Genomic DNA, 13,705 nt, shown 5'->3' with positions numbered 1-13,705 from the left:
GAACGTGACCACGAGCCCGGACGCGTCCGTCACATGCCCAGCCGCGCCCGCAGTCCGTCGAGCTCGGCCCACAGCAGCGTCGGCAGGTGGTCGCCGAACTTCTCGAACCACTCGGTGATGCCGGGTACCTCGGCGCGCCACTCGTCCGGGTCGACCTCGAGGCAGGCGGCCAACTGCTCCGGCGTCAGGGCCAGGCCGGTGGTGTCCAGCGACTCCGGCGTGGGCACGTGCCCGATCGGGGTCTCCGCCGCCGCGGCGGTGCCCTCCAGCCGTTCGACGACCCACTTGAGCACCCGGCCGTTCTCGCCGAAGCCCGGCCAGAGGAAGGATCCCTGGCTGCCGTCGGCAGCCTGCTCGCGCCGGAACCAGTTGATGTAGAAGATCTTCGGCAGCTTGACGGCGTCGGCTTCCTTGCCGAGCGCGATCCAGTGCGCGAAGTAGTCGCCGCCGTTGTACCCGATGAACGGCAGCATCGCCATCGGGTCGCGACGTACCACCCCGACCTTGCCGGCGGCGGCCGCCGTCGTCTCCGAGGACAGCGTGGCCCCCATGAACACGCCGTGCGTCCAGTCGCGGGCCTCGGTGACCAGCGGGATCGTCGTGGCCCGTCGGCCGCCGAACAGGATGGCCGAGATCGGGACCCCGCGCGGGTCGTCGTACTCCGGCGCGATGATCGGGCATTGGGTGATCGGCGTGCAGAACCGCGAGTTCGGGTGCGCACTCGGATGCGGCGACTGTGCCGACCAATCACGGCCCTTCCAGTCCGTGAGGTGCGCCGGCGGCTCGTCCGTCATGCCCTCCCACCAGATGTCGCCGTCGTCGGTGAGCGCGACGTTGGTGAAGATGCTGTTGCCGCGCTCGATCGTGCGCATCGCGTTCGGGTTGGTCTTCCAGCCGGTGCCGGGCGCGACGCCGAACAGGCCGTATTCGGGGTTGACGGCGTACAGCCGGCCGTCGTCGCCGAAACGCATCCAGGCGATGTCGTCGCCGAGGGTCTCGACCTTCCACCCCGGGATGGTCGGCTCCAGCATGGCCAAATTGGTCTTGCCGCAGGCGGACGGGAACGCGGCGGCGATGTAGTGCACCGTGCCGTCCGGCGAGGTGAGCTTGAGGATCAGCATGTGCTCAGCGAGCCAGCCCTCGTCGCGAGCCATCGCGCTGGCGATCCGCAGCGAGTAGCACTTCTTGCCCAACAGCGAGTTCCCGCCGTACCCGGACCCGTACGACCAGATCATCCGCTCCTCGGGGAACTGGGTGATGTACTTCGTCTGGCTGCACGGCCACGGGACGTCGGCCTGGCCGGGCTCCAGCGGCGCGCCGAGCGAGTGCAGGCAGGGCACGAAGTCCGCGTCGGTGCCCATGGCCGCCAGCACCTGCGCGCCCATCCTGGCCATGATCCGCATCGACGCGACCACGTACGCCGAGTCGGTCAGCTCGACGCCGAACATCGGGTTCTCCGCGGTCAACGGCCCCATGCAGAACGGGACGACGTACATGGTGCGGCCCCGCATCGACCCCCGGTACAGCTCGGTCATCTCAGCCTTCATCTCGGCCGGGTCGCGCCAGTTGTTGGTCGGGCCGGCGTCGGCCTCGTCGACGGAGCAGATGAAGGTGCGCTCCTCGACCCGCGCGACGTCGGTCGGGTCGGTGCGGGCCCAGAACGAGTTCGGCTTCTTCGCCGGGTTCAGCCGGACCAGCGTTCCGGCCGCGACGAGCTGGTCGGTGAGGGCGGTCCACTCCGCGTCGGAGCCGTCGCACCAGTGGATGCGGTCGGGCTGCGTGAGTTCCGCGACCTCCCGGACCCATGCGAGGAGGCGGGCGTGGGATGTCGGCGCGTCGTCGAGGTGGTGGTCGGTACCCGGTTCGGCGAACGTCGTCATGTGCTGGTCACCCTCTTCTGTGTCGGCCCGGCAGGTGCGGGTCGGGAACGCGGCTGCGGCCCGGCCTCAGGTCATTCGGAGGCGGGCTGCGGTGCCGCGGGGATGCTCAGCACGCTAGGGCTGGATGTCTCAGGTGCTGGGACTCAGGCGAGGGTGATCAGGGCCACACCGAAGGGCCGAATCGGGACAAACTATGACACTGGTACGTACCCCACCGGACCTCGTGACAGTGGTGGTACGTACCAGCCCGTGCAAATGGCTGACTCAGACGACGCGGCCCCGCGCGACCACGGTGCGGCCGCCGGCGGCCCACAGCAACGACGGGTCGTCGAACGGGTCGCCGTCGAACAGGACGAGGTCGCCGGCAGCCCCCGCGCCGATGCGGCCGAGGTCGTCGCTGCCCAGCAGGCGCGCATTCACGGAGGTGGCCGAACGCAGCGCGTCGAGCACCCCCAGCACCTCGACCTGCAGCCGCAGCCCGACGAGCTGGTCGTCCTCGAGGTCGCCCATCAGGTCGGTCCCGAAGCCGACGGGCACGCCCGCGTCCCGCGCCAACTCGATCGCGCGTTTGCCCTCGGCCAGCACCTCGCGGTTCTTGGCCTTCGAGATCGGGTTGAGGCCGAGCGCGTCGCCGCGGCGGTCCAGCGCGTCGTAGGCGGCCAGCGTGGGCACCAGGAACGCGCCGTGGTCGGCCATCAGCTTCGCCGTCGGCTCGTCGAGGAGGTTGCCGTGCTCGATCGAACGCACCCCGTTGGTGACCGAGTGCTCGATCGCCTCCGGCGAGTACGCGTGCGCGGCGACGTACGAGCCGCGGCGCGCCGCCTCGTCGGTGATGGCGCGTACCTCGTCCGCGCTGTACTGCGGCCGGCGGATCGGGTCGGTCAGCGAGACCACGCCGCCGGACGTCATGATCTTGATGGCGTGCGCCCCGCGGCGGAACCGCTCGCGAACCGCCGTCCGCACCCCGTCCACCCCGTCGACGATCTCCGTCATGTGCGTGTGCCCCACACAGAGATCACGGTCGCCGGGACGAGGGTCGCCGTGCCCGCCGGTCTGCGATAGCGCCGGGCCGGTGTAGAAGTAGCGCGGCGCAGCGAGTAGACCCTCCTCGATGGCCCTGGCCAGACCGGGATCGCCACCGGCGACGTCGCGCACGGTGGTGAAACCCCGGCGCAGTGCGTTCCCCAGCCGCGTCGCCGCCTTGAGCGCGACGTAGCTCAGCGGTTCGGACTCGATACCCACCATGTCGAGCCCGACGCCGTACGCGTGACAGTGCGCGTCGATCAGCCCCGGAATCACGACCCCGCCCCGAGCGTCGACGACCTGGCCACCGTCGCCGTCGGCCGCGCCGCTGCCGGTGACCGACGGGCCGGCCTCGGCCACGATCCCGTCGACGATGCGGACGCCACCCTCGACGAGTTCGGCACGCGTGCCGTCGAAGATGCGGGCGTTGATGATGGTGAGGCTCGGCTGCTGACCCATGGAGGTGAGGCCCTTCCGCGTGCGACGGCGTCGTGACACGTCACACCGTATAGGTGCTGTCGTCGCAGGTGACCGAGGGGCTGCCGCCTCAGCTGCGTTACCGATTTCAACCAGACGGCCCGGACCGGTACACTCGGTCATCGGTCCGCCCCGCGGGCCGGGCGCCCGTAGCTCAACGGATAGAGCATCTGACTACGGATCAGAAGGTTAGGGGTTCGAATCCCTTCGGGCGCGCCAGCAAGGTCGCTACGGCGACGATCCACCTCAACGTGGTCTGCCACGAGTTCTCGCCCTGCGCGGCTGTCGATCGTCGGCCTCTCACCAGGTGGTTTCGGCGGCAGGCCGCGGCGGTCCTCAGCGCAGTGGTGGGTCGGTTCGTTCCGGTGCTGGAGCGGTGGGCTCCTGCGGCGGTGGCGGGTTCGTGAGGTAGACGTGGCTGGTGTTTCGTTCCCGCTTCGCCTCGTAAAGAGCCGCGTCGGCGGCGGCGACGAGGTCGTCGACCGTGGTTGAGCTGTCGGGAGTGTGGTGGATGCCGCCGATGGAGGCGGTGATCGTCACCGGGTCCGCGGTGTCGCCGGAGGGGGCGTCCAGGATGATGGCCTGAACGCGGAGCCGGATCCGTTCGGCGATGCGCCGCAGGCTCTGGTCGCTGTCGATGTCGGCGACGACCACAGCGAACTCTTCGCCACCCCATCGGCCGCAGGCGTCGAGCTCCCGGACCTCGCCGCGGAGCTCGTCGGCGACGGCCCGGAGAACTTGATCCCCGAACAGGTGGCCGTGCGTGTCGTTGATCTTCTTGAAGTGGTCGAGGTCGACCATGAGCACGCCGAGGCCGGTGCCGGCATCTCGGGCGCGAACCAGCATCTGCTCGGCATGGTGGTGCCAGCGGGCAGACGTCGCCAGGCCCGTCTTCGCGTCGATACTGGCGGCTTTCTCCAGGCCGGTGACGAGGCTGCCACGGTGAAGTGCCGCGATGACGACCAGCACGGCCGGCATGGCCACCGGTGTGGTCACGATGGTGACGGCGACGAGCACACCCAGCGCAGCCGCACCGGCTTCGAGGACCTGGCCGGAGAGGTCGGAGAACAGCTCGCGAGCTGAGGTCGTGGGGTTGTGGGTGGCGATCGCGGCCACGATGAGGCCGAAGTTGACGGCCCAGGCAACCGCGGCGGCCAGGGCGATGACGCCGAACTCGACGGCCGTGGTGGGTAGGCCCGGGTAGGCGCTCAGACCGGTGGCGAGAATGAGGATGGCGAGCTCGGTGCCGAGCAGAATGGTCGAGGTCGTGTAGACGGCCCGGTACGGGGGAGTCCGGCGACGCTTGACGCGGTCCCAGAGCAGCGCGTTCGTCAGGACCACCATGGTCATGGCCAGTGCTGGCGGGAGCACGATGGTGGTGGCCATCACCCACACGGCGGCGGAGTCGATGTGGGCGACGGTGGGAGCATGCGCGACCGCGCGCCGTTGCTCGACGCGCCGGGTGAGTTCGGTTGCCGCCCAGGCGCATCCGGCGAGCACTCCGAAGCGGATCAGGTCGGTCTGCCCGATCGGGACCGGAACGAGGATCAGGGTCACGCAGGCGACAGTGACTGCCAGGGCGTTGACGGCCATAATCAGGATCCGGCTCGGCCGAGGTGTGCGCAACAGCGCCCAGCCTCGGAGCCATGATCGCAATCGGTGCACTGTTCCTCCGCCCGGTGGGCTCCGCCAACCCAATGTGAGGACGTGCGGCACAGTGTAACCAAGACGTAGGACGCAAAATAGACCTGGCCCACGCAGGCCGGGCGCAACCGCTCTTACGACCACAGTTAGGGGCGAAGGTGGAAATACCGGGCACCACGCAACGCCACGCGAAGGTTCCGCTGCGGCCGGAGCGGCCGCTGCCCGGTCTCGATTGTCGAGGGGAGGGCTTCGCCATGCGCGGAAACAGCTGGGACTGACCGGTGACGACCACTACTGATCCACACGAGTGCCGAGGGAGGTGAACTCGATGCGCGGCAACTCCTGGGATTGATAACCCGCGGTGCGTTCCTGCCGATTCGAATCGGCAGTTACGGCGTGAGGGGCTCCGGACTGGCCGAGACCGCACGCCGCCACCGGTGGACCGCCACGGCGGTCACCACCGTGCCTGCTGCTGCGGCTGCGCCGACGATCACTGCTGCGTCGGCGAGCTGCGCCAGCAGTCCTGCAGCGACGATCGCCAGGCCCTGGGCTGCCCGCAGCCCGGCGACGGCGACCCCGATCGCCTGCCCGCGGCTCTCCGCCGGCGCCAGACGTACGTAGGTGGACTGGGCGACGATGTCGTGCGCTGAGAGCACCCCGCTCAGCGTCCACAGGACCACCGTCACGGCGAGGCCGGGCGCCCACCCCGTCGGTAGCAGGATCAGGCTGCTGCCGATCGCCATCGGCCCGAGCAGCGCCAGCCGCCGCCTCGGACCGAGAAAGCGCAGCCCGATCATGCCGAGTACGGTCCCGACCGGGTTGGCCGCCAGCAGCCAACCCACCGCCGCCGTACCGTCACCCAACTGATCGCCGAACGGCACCGCCAAGCCCTCCGGAACAGCGTAGAAACCGCTGCAACAGGCGACCGCCAGCAGGGTGCGAAGCCGCGCGTCGCCGACGACCACAGCCCACCCGGCACGCACCGTCGCCCAGTATCCGAGGTCCCGAGATCCCGTTACGGCACCCTGCGGCGCCGTCCCCGCGGCCGGCCGGTAGAGCTGGATGCCCACCCGGATGATCACGGCCGACGCCACGAACGTGACGACGTCGACGAGCAGGGCCGCGCTCGTGCCGAACTCGGCCACCAGGGCAGCGCCGGCGCCGAACCCGATCGCGAACGATGCCTGCGACGTCATCGACACGAGAGCGAATCCGGCGGCGAGCTGGTCGCCAGGAAGCATGTCCGCGAGTACCGACTGACGCGCGCTGGCGAACGGGCTCGCCACGGCCTGCACGACGAACAGCAGTGCCGCCTGCGCCAACAGCGGCATCCCCGGGACCGCCATGAGAGCCACCAGCGCGGCCCGGGACAGATCGGTGTAGACCATGACGCTGCGCCGTGGGAACCGATCCGCCAGCCCGGCCAGTGCGGCGCCGCCGACGAAGTCGGGCAGATAGGTCAACGCGTAGGTCAACGCGGTGAGCCCGGCAGAGTTCGTGCGCTCATAGACCAACACCGTCAAGGCCAGACGGGCCAGCTGATCTCCGACGACGGAGAGCACATGCGCTACCCACAGCCGGCGAAACTCCGGCACGGCGAGCACCTGGGCGAAAGAGGCCGGCGAGTCGGACATCGTGGCAATGAGTGTGCCCGACCACAGTGATTGCGGGCAGTCGGGGGTGAATGTCGCGACGGGTCAGGCGTAAGGAAGCACCGCTCGTCTACGAGCTGCCGGCACCTGCTGGATGAACCCGGCCGGGAGTCACCAGCCCGCGGCACACCTGCGACCGCTGACCCGTCACCGGCGGGCGGCCAGCCGGGCCAACTCAGTGCGGTTGGCCACCTGCAGCTTCGCGTACACATGTGCCAGGTGGGTCTTCACAGTGCCGCGGCTCACGAACAGCCGGGTCGCGATCTCCGGATTGGACAATCCTGGACTGCGAGCTCGACGACCGAGCGCTCGGTGGGCGTCAGGCTCTCCCACCCGGACTCTGGCCGCCCACGGGGACCGCGCGACCGGCTGGCGTACGCGACCGCGTCCTGCAGTGACATCGCCTCCCCGCGCTCCACTGCCGCGACCCAGACCGCGTCCGTCGGTGAGCACCGGGCCAGCGACGACGGCCCCGGGCCGGCCCCCACGTCATGGCGGGCGCGCCGGGCAGCACCGGCCAGCACGCCGGCAGGCGCGGTGGCGCCGCGTCGCAGCAGCGTCTCGGCCAGCGACTCCAGGCTGTCGACGCAGTCGAGGCCGAGTCCGTGCTCGGCCCGGATCCGCAGGGCGTCGTGCTGCAGCGCCAACGCCTTGTCCGGGTCCGTCGCGGCGATCGTCCGGGCGCGAACCGTCAGGGCCGCCGCCTGAACCCCAGGCACCTGTCGCGTCACCGATGCCGCGTCCACGGCGTCCAGGAGCTTCGCGGTGGCCGCCTCGTCACCGGCCTCCCAGAGCGCCGCGGCCAGGACCACCTGCGTCTGCGGCGATACGTGCTCGTCCACGGGATGCGAATGCCACCGCGCTTCTCGCCGGCACCACACCACCGCGTCGGCCGGCCGCCCGTGACCGAGAGCGATAAGCGCCTTGACGCGCTCCCAGCCAGGGATGAACGGATCCTCGTCGAGGCCGGTCATCAGCCGATCCATGGGCGCAAGCACCTCAGCGGCGGCGTCGAGCCGGCCCTGCAGGACGCGGATCTCGGCCAGGACGCTCCGAGCCGAGCCGGACCGGTGGAAGTCGCGCAGCGGTTCCGCTGTGATGATCGCCCGCTCCGCCAGTTCCGCGGCCCGCCGCAGGTCGCCGGAGCGGGCGGTCGCCGTGGCCAGCCAGCCCAGGCCGGAGGACGCCACCCCCCGGTCGCCACGCCTCAGCAGGCCGTCCAGGGCCGGCTCGATGTGCGCGATCGCCAGCGCATGCTCGTCGCGGATCAGGTGAACCAGGCCGATCAGCGCGGCCGCGGCATCGGCCGCGAACCCGTCGCCGGCTCGAACAGCGTCGTCGCGGACCCGCGCCGCGTCCTCCTTGGCCCGGTCCAGGTCGGAGGCGAGCTCACCGATGGCGGCCAGCGAGCGGGCCTGCCGCCCGGCCCGATCCGCGCCGACCTCGGCCGCTAACCGCACGACCTCACGTACCTCGTCCACACCGATGCCTCCGGGCACCGTCGTGTCGGCCACCAGCGCGAGCGCCGCCATCACCTCCGCCTGCAGCACACTGCGCTCGCCCGCGCCCCGCTCGGCGGCCAGGCGCAGCAGGCGCATCCCCTCCGAGCCGCGGCCCTCCAGGTGCCACAGCCAGGCCACACCCGCGGCGAGCCGGCGGCCGCGGTCCGGGTCACCCGACGCCAGACCCCATTCGATGGCAGCGCGGATATTGGCGTGCTCGGCGGAGACGGCAGCCCGCCAGGCGTCCTTGTCGGTGTCGGCAAGCTGCGCGAGCTCGTCCACCAGCACCAGCTGGAGGTCCAGATGCCGATCGCGCAGCCGTTCCGTCTCGCCTGCTTCCGCCAGTCTGGCCAGCGCGTAGTCACGGACCACGCCCAGCATCCGGTACCGCGCCACCGGGCCCGTCGTGTCGGCGACCACCAACGACGTGTCGATCAACCCCCGCAGCGCTTTGACCAGCCGTTCCGCTGTAGGCCCGCCGAGTGTCGCCAAACCCGTGACGGCGTCGGCCGAGAACCCGGGTTCGAACACACCCAGCCAGCGGAACAGGACCCGTTCGTCGTCGCCCAGCAGGTCGTGGCTCCACCGCATCGATCCCTCGAGCGTCTGCTGGCGGAACGTGGCCGTCCGCGCCCCACCGTCGAGCATCGCGTACGGATCATGCAGCGCGTCGGCGATCTGTGCTGGCGACAACGTCCCCGCCCACCCGGCCGCCAGCTCCAGAGCGAGCGGCAACCGGTCGAGCCGGTCGCAGACGCGGCGGGCACCCGCTCGCGCGTCGGCCCCGCCGGCCGCGTCGGCGCCGGCCCGGGCGAGGAACAGCTCCAGGGCGTCGGCGAGGTCCAGGGGTGGCACCCGCCAGACACGCTCACCGCCGACGCCCAGGGGCGCTCGGCTTGTCGCCATCATCGCCGCCCGCGGACACCGCGCCAGAATCATCGCCACCACTGGCGCCACACCGGCGAGCAGGTGCTCACAGTTGTCCAGGGCGACGACCGTCTCCTGATCACCCAGCGCCGCGACCACAGCTCCGAGCGGGTCGGGCCCCGGTGGCAGCAGCACGCCGAGAGCGTCCGCGACACGGTGAGTGACCTGAGCGTCGTCGTGCTCGTCCTCCAGGTTCACCCACACCACACCCGGCCACCGCTCGGCCAGGTTGTGACACGCGCGCACAGCCAGCCGCGTCTTCCCGCATCCGCCCGGGCCGACCAGAGTCAGCAGCCGTCCCGGCGCCACGGCGGAGCCGATGGCGGCGAGCTCGGCGGCACGGCCGACGAACGACGTCAGCTCGGGTGGCACGTGGTGAGCAGGCATCGCTCGAAGTCTCTCACCGCCTCGGCCACCCGACGCGCCGGATATCGGCCAGTTGGCAGATGTTCCACCACCGCCACGGCGGAAGGATCGACGTCAGACGGCGCGTACCGAGCGCCACCACACAGGAGGCACCGACATGACCGCGAACACCACCCCCGGCCGTAGGGTCGTCGCCAACATCTCGCTGTCGCTGGACGGACGCGTCAGCGGACCCGGCGGCGACTACGACATGAGCTGGATCGCTCCGCACGCAGTCACCGACGCCGCGCGAGACCTGATGGTCCGCCTGACCGACACCGCCACCACGATCCTGCTCGGCCGCAAGAACTACGAGGGTTTCGGCGGCTACTGGCCGTCCGTGGCTCAGGACGAGAACGCCGAACCCCGCGACCGTGCCACCGCCCGCTGGCTGGACTCGACCGAGAAGGTCGTCTTCTCCAGCACGCTGACGGAGGCGACGTGGCAGAATTCCCGCATAGCCGACGCCGACCCGGCCACGACGGTTCGACGGCTGCGCGAGCAGTCCGGCGGCGACATCGTCGTCCAGAACAGCAGCAGTGTCATCCGAGAGCTGCTCGACGCCGGTGAGATCGACCGGCTCATGATCAATCTGTGCCCTGAACTTGCCGGCGGGGGCGCCACGCTGTTCGTTGACGGCGTGCCACGGACGTCGTGGTCTCTGACCGACCTGTCGACCAGCGAGTCCGGCGCACTCTGCCTGGTCTACGACCGGATCACCAACTGACGGCGCCACCTGCGGCGTGGCCCGAGCAGCACAACGCACGGTGTGACCTGGGCGGAGCCGCCCCGGGCGCTCAGGGGGACAGCGCCCGGGGCGGCGGCTTTCATCCGGCCCGCACCTGTCGCACGTCGCACGCCGTCCGGGTCAGGTCGTCGGAGCTGAACCGCTGGCCGTCACCATGTACCCGGACCGCGACGCCCGGCTCGGCCAGCCAGAAGAGCTCGGTTCCCGTGCGGAACCCGGGACCGTCGGGGTGCTGGAACGGCTCAGGCGTCCAGTCGCCGGGATCGCGCTCGTGGTACTCGGTGAGGAACGCATGCAACGCCGCCGTGTCGGTGAGGGTGGCGCTGCGCATCACCGTGACCTGCAGATCAACGCCGTAGGCGCCGTCCTCATCCGGACCGGTCTCCCAGACCCGCGAGGCGAAGCCGACGTCGTCCCACTCGTACTCGAAGTCGGACACCAACGGCCCGAGGCCGGGCGGCAGCCACCGGATGCGGAAGCCGTCGAGCCACTCGCGATGTCGTGCCGGCGGGACCCGGCCACAGGAACTCTCCCGCGGAACCGTCGGCTCGACAACGGTGGCCCCGGCCGCAGCGTTCACGCCGCTCGGCGGCGTACCGACAGGCAGCTCACCACCGACTGCCACCGCCGTCGGCGACTCGACCTGCGACGTCGTGTGCACCCCGGCCATGGCGGGCGCCGCACCGGCTCCAGCCGCAGCGAGCAACGCCGCCGCACTCAGCACACCGGCAGCCACGGAAACCTTGGTGACGTGCATGGATGAGTTCCTTTCGGGCCGAACGAACGAGACCGTTGAGGCCTCGGCCCGGCCTCCGCGGCCGGCGCCCTGCCATCGTTGCCCGGCGAATTCTGCGGCGCACCCGCCCAGAACCCGAATGTGGACAACTCGTCAAATCCGTGCAGCCTGTGGACAACACCCGCCGTCACCACGCAGCCGCGGCCACGCCCTCACCGCAACCGCAGGGCGGCACTCGAACGCCCGGACGCGACGACATATCCGCCCGCGTTCACGGGGCGCCTCCTCCATCAGCGGGCCAACGCCGTTACGATCCGCTGTGATCGACTCGTTGGGGGGAGGCGACGCGGTGGGCGCGCCCGGAGCCCGCCGTGCCTCGATAGTGCGGGAGTAATCGATGCCGTTGACGCTGCGCTACGTGGCGCGCTCAGATGTCGGTCTCCTGCGGGAGGGGAACGAGGATTCCGGCTACGCCGGGCCGTACCTTCTCGCAGTAGCCGACGGCATGGGCGGGCACGCGGCCGGCGAGGTAGCCAGCAAGGCTGCCATCGACGAACTCGGCCACGCCGACCATCCGCCGTCCCACGACGACGCAAGTCCGATCGACACGCTCTCCGCCGCCGTCGTGGCCGCCAACGAGCGCATCAACGAGCTCGCTCTCGCCGACCCCGCACGAGCCGGCATGGGCACCACCTCGACGTCGCTGCTGTGGGACGGCAACCAGCTCGCGCTCGGGCACATCGGAGACTCGCGCGCCTACCTGCTGCGCGACGGCGTCCTGACCCAGATCACCCGTGACCACACGTTCGTCCAGTCGCTGGTCGACGACGGCCGGATCACCGCCGAGGACGCCCGCGAGCACCCGGCGCGCTCCGTGGTCACCAAGGTCTTGCAAGGGCAGTGGCCCATCCAGCCGGACTTCTCGCTCATCGACGTCCATGCCGGCGACCGGTTTCTGATCTGCAGTGACGGGTTGTCCGACGTCGTCGGAAACGCGGAGATCCAGCAGGCGCTGACGCAGCCGGATTCCATCGCCGACGCCGCTGACCGGCTGATCGCTTTGGCGCTGGACAGCGGCGCGCCGGACAACGTCACTGTCGTGCTCGGTGAGTTCGTCCCCGTCGACGACGGACACCGGCCGGTCGACGACACCGCACAGGTGTTCATGGTCGGCGCCGTGACGGAGAGCCACCCCGAGGTCGACGTACCCGATGACGACCCCGAGACCGCCCGGTACGCCCCGCAGCCACCACGTCGACGGTCCTGGCTGCGCCCGGTTATCGCGGTCGGCGTCGTCGCCGCCATGGGCTGGACCGCGCTGACCCTGGCCAACGACTGGGTGCGCGAGCAGTACTACATCGGCAGCAGCGGTGGCCAGGTGGCCGTGTACCAGGGGGTGAGCCAGGAGTTGGGCCCGATCCACCTCTCCGAGCTGCACGAGATCCCTGGTGACCTTCCCGTGGACGCACTGCCGGAGGTGTTCCGGGAACAGATCGGCGCCACCATCTCCGCCGACGATCTCGACTCGGCCGTCCAGGTGGTGGAGACCCTGCGCCGCGAGGCCTGCCAGGCACACCGCGACCGCGCCTCCGGCGAGCAGACACAGGACGACGGCTTCCCGGGCCTCCGCTGCGTCGACGGCGCCCACTGACGCCGAGCGCGCCGCCCGCCCGGCCGTCGATCGGCGCAGCACCAGGGGTCTTCTCGCTTCAGCAGGCAAGCATTCCTGGTGGAGCGGCAAGACCCATCCTTCACGTGATCATTTCGCCAGGGAGCGGGGATAGGCGCTGGCGGTGAGGTAGAGCGAGTCAGGGCGGAAGACGAGCCGTCCGAGGGCGATGATGCGGTCGCCGTCGGTGTAGAGGCGACAGTGCACCACCAGCAGCGGCGCGCCCGGCGTCACGTCCAGTTCGGCGGCAAGCTCCCCGGTCGCGGCGATGGCGGTGACAGCATGGTCGCTGCGCACCAATGGGATGTGCTCGACGTCGCGGAAGAACGTGGTGACACCGTCGGTGAGCGAGTTGATGCGCACGTCGTGGCCGTTGAGTTCCGTCGGCAGTGTGTGCTCGACCAGCGCCGCCGCGGCGCCGTCGACCTCGTAGGAGCGGCACACCCGGAACACCGGGGCACCCGGCCGCAGCCCGAGCAGGGGCGCGTCGGCGTCGTCCGCGGCCTCGCGCCGGACGCTGACCTCGCGCACGGCGTACGTGGTACCGGCGCCGCCCAGGATGTCGGAGACCGAGCAGATGTAGTCGATCGGGTAGGCGACGGCGTGGTCCAGGGTGATCTTCTGCGGCGTCGTGATCAGCGTGCCGACCCGTCGGCGCCGCTCGATCTCACCGGCGGCCTCGAGCGTCGCCAGAGCCTCGCGCAGGGTGCCCCGTGACGTACCGAGCTGCTCGCTGAGCTCCTTCTCCGGGGGCAACCGGTGAAAACCGCGGGCCCGTTGCTCGTCTATCAGCACGCGCAATCTGGTCGTCACCGTGTCGACCCGGGGTCGTCGGGCCGTGTCGTCCGAGCTCAGCGCAGCCATGAGCAATGATCCTTCCGTCAATAGTCGAACCATATAGCCGATCTTTCACCCAGGCAAGTGTCCGCGCTGAGCTTGACGACAGGACCAAGCAGGCGTAAAAAGTTCGCATCTTTCTCCGGCCTTTATCCATCTATTAGTCCGATCATTAAGGAGCGCCCATGGTCACCACCGCTCCCCG

The 13,705-nt window shown here is 70.4% G+C and carries 10 protein-coding genes and 1 tRNA gene; 3 read left to right on the top strand and 8 right to left on the bottom strand.

All coding sequences use genetic code 11. From position 1 onward, the window contains the following. Nucleotides 1-29: 29 nt before the first annotated feature. The gene (locus JIAGA_RS0100455; protein ID WP_026874154.1) at nucleotides 30-1,880 is read right to left on the bottom strand and encodes a phosphoenolpyruvate carboxykinase (GTP); all 1,851 of its coding nucleotides are present in this window, start codon (nucleotides 1,878-1,880) and stop codon (nucleotides 30-32) included. A gap of 264 nt (nucleotides 1,881-2,144) precedes the next feature. Beyond that, nucleotides 2,145-3,362, bottom strand: coding sequence for a metal-dependent hydrolase family protein (locus tag JIAGA_RS0100450; RefSeq protein ID WP_026874153.1), 1,218 nt, complete (start codon nucleotides 3,360-3,362; stop codon nucleotides 2,145-2,147). Between the two features lie 161 nt (nucleotides 3,363-3,523). On the opposite strand from JIAGA_RS0100450, the gene JIAGA_RS0100445 reads away from it, so the two are divergent. Continuing rightward, a tRNA-Arg gene (locus JIAGA_RS0100445) sits at nucleotides 3,524-3,599 on the top strand. Between the two features lie 117 nt (nucleotides 3,600-3,716). Here JIAGA_RS0100445 and JIAGA_RS0100440 read toward each other — a convergent pair. The 4 genes from JIAGA_RS0100440 to JIAGA_RS35130 all read right to left on the bottom strand — a co-directional run bounded on the left by JIAGA_RS0100440 (nucleotide 3,717) and on the right by JIAGA_RS35130 (nucleotide 9,492). Beyond that, entirely contained in the window at nucleotides 3,717-4,937 is a 1,221-nt protein-coding gene (locus JIAGA_RS0100440) for a GGDEF domain-containing protein (protein ID WP_169738785.1), read from the bottom strand. A gap of 476 nt (nucleotides 4,938-5,413) precedes the next feature. Continuing rightward, complete coding sequence (locus tag JIAGA_RS0100435) at nucleotides 5,414-6,658, bottom strand: MFS transporter (RefSeq protein ID WP_026874151.1); 1,245 nt, start codon at nucleotides 6,656-6,658, stop codon at nucleotides 5,414-5,416. 165 nt (nucleotides 6,659-6,823) lie between these two features. Further along, nucleotides 6,824-6,922 (bottom strand): LuxR C-terminal-related transcriptional regulator, encoded by a 99-nt coding sequence (locus JIAGA_RS35135; RefSeq protein ID WP_211239452.1) that lies wholly within the window; start codon nucleotides 6,920-6,922, stop codon nucleotides 6,824-6,826. Continuing rightward, nucleotides 6,919-9,492, bottom strand: a complete 2,574-nt coding sequence (locus JIAGA_RS35130; protein ID WP_211239451.1) for an ATP-binding protein — start codon at nucleotides 9,490-9,492, stop codon at nucleotides 6,919-6,921. Before JIAGA_RS35130 ends, JIAGA_RS35135 begins: the two co-directional genes overlap by 4 nt. Nucleotides 9,493-9,628: 136 nt before the next feature. Here JIAGA_RS35130 and JIAGA_RS0100425 point away from each other — a divergent pair, with 136 nt between their 5' ends. Continuing rightward, nucleotides 9,629-10,237, top strand: coding sequence for a dihydrofolate reductase family protein (locus JIAGA_RS0100425; protein WP_026874150.1), 609 nt, complete (start codon nucleotides 9,629-9,631; stop codon nucleotides 10,235-10,237). Nucleotides 10,238-10,337: 100 nt separating this feature from the next. Here JIAGA_RS0100425 and JIAGA_RS32615 read toward each other — a convergent pair whose 3' ends face one another. Next, the gene (locus JIAGA_RS32615) at nucleotides 10,338-11,015 is read right to left on the bottom strand and encodes a hypothetical protein (RefSeq protein WP_051425502.1); all 678 of its coding nucleotides are present in this window, start codon (nucleotides 11,013-11,015) and stop codon (nucleotides 10,338-10,340) included. A 376-nt stretch (nucleotides 11,016-11,391) separates the two neighbouring features. Here JIAGA_RS32615 and JIAGA_RS26570 point away from each other — a divergent pair, with 376 nt between their 5' ends. Further along, nucleotides 11,392-12,645, top strand: a complete 1,254-nt coding sequence (locus tag JIAGA_RS26570; RefSeq protein WP_051425501.1) for a PP2C family protein-serine/threonine phosphatase — start codon at nucleotides 11,392-11,394, stop codon at nucleotides 12,643-12,645. Nucleotides 12,646-12,753: 108 nt separating this feature from the next. Here JIAGA_RS26570 and JIAGA_RS0100410 read toward each other — a convergent pair whose 3' ends face one another. After that, entirely contained in the window at nucleotides 12,754-13,527 is a 774-nt protein-coding gene (locus JIAGA_RS0100410) for a GntR family transcriptional regulator (RefSeq protein WP_026874149.1), read from the bottom strand. Nucleotides 13,528-13,705: the final 178 nt, after the last annotated feature.

This window comes from Jiangella gansuensis DSM 44835, from assembly GCF_000515395.1.
GTDB lineage: Bacteria > Actinomycetota > Actinomycetes > Jiangellales > Jiangellaceae > Jiangella > Jiangella gansuensis.
Note: the sequence above shows the minus strand (reverse complement) of the source record. Positions and strands in the feature narration are given on the sequence as shown.

What these genes read in the sequence shown, in the direction of transcription:
- JIAGA_RS0100435 (WP_026874151.1), bottom strand. Translation starts at nt 6,658, where the DNA reads ATGTCCGACTCGCCGGCCTCTTTCGCCCAGGTGCTCGCCGTGCCGGAG.
- JIAGA_RS0100425 (WP_026874150.1), top strand. Translation starts at nt 9,629, where the DNA reads ATGACCGCGAACACCACCCCCGGCCGTAGGGTCGTCGCCAACATCTCG.
- JIAGA_RS35130 (WP_211239451.1), bottom strand. Translation starts at nt 9,492, where the DNA reads ATGCCTGCTCACCACGTGCCACCCGAGCTGACGTCGTTCGTCGGCCGT.
- JIAGA_RS0100410 (WP_026874149.1), bottom strand. Translation starts at nt 13,527, where the DNA reads ATGGCTGCGCTGAGCTCGGACGACACGGCCCGACGACCCCGGGTCGAC.
- JIAGA_RS0100455 (WP_026874154.1), bottom strand. Translation starts at nt 1,880, where the DNA reads ATGACGACGTTCGCCGAACCGGGTACCGACCACCACCTCGACGACGCG.
- JIAGA_RS26570 (WP_051425501.1), top strand. Translation starts at nt 11,392, where the DNA reads ATGCCGTTGACGCTGCGCTACGTGGCGCGCTCAGATGTCGGTCTCCTG.
- JIAGA_RS32615 (WP_051425502.1), bottom strand. Translation starts at nt 11,015, where the DNA reads ATGCACGTCACCAAGGTTTCCGTGGCTGCCGGTGTGCTGAGTGCGGCG.
- JIAGA_RS0100450 (WP_026874153.1), bottom strand. Translation starts at nt 3,362, where the DNA reads ATGGGTCAGCAGCCGAGCCTCACCATCATCAACGCCCGCATCTTCGAC.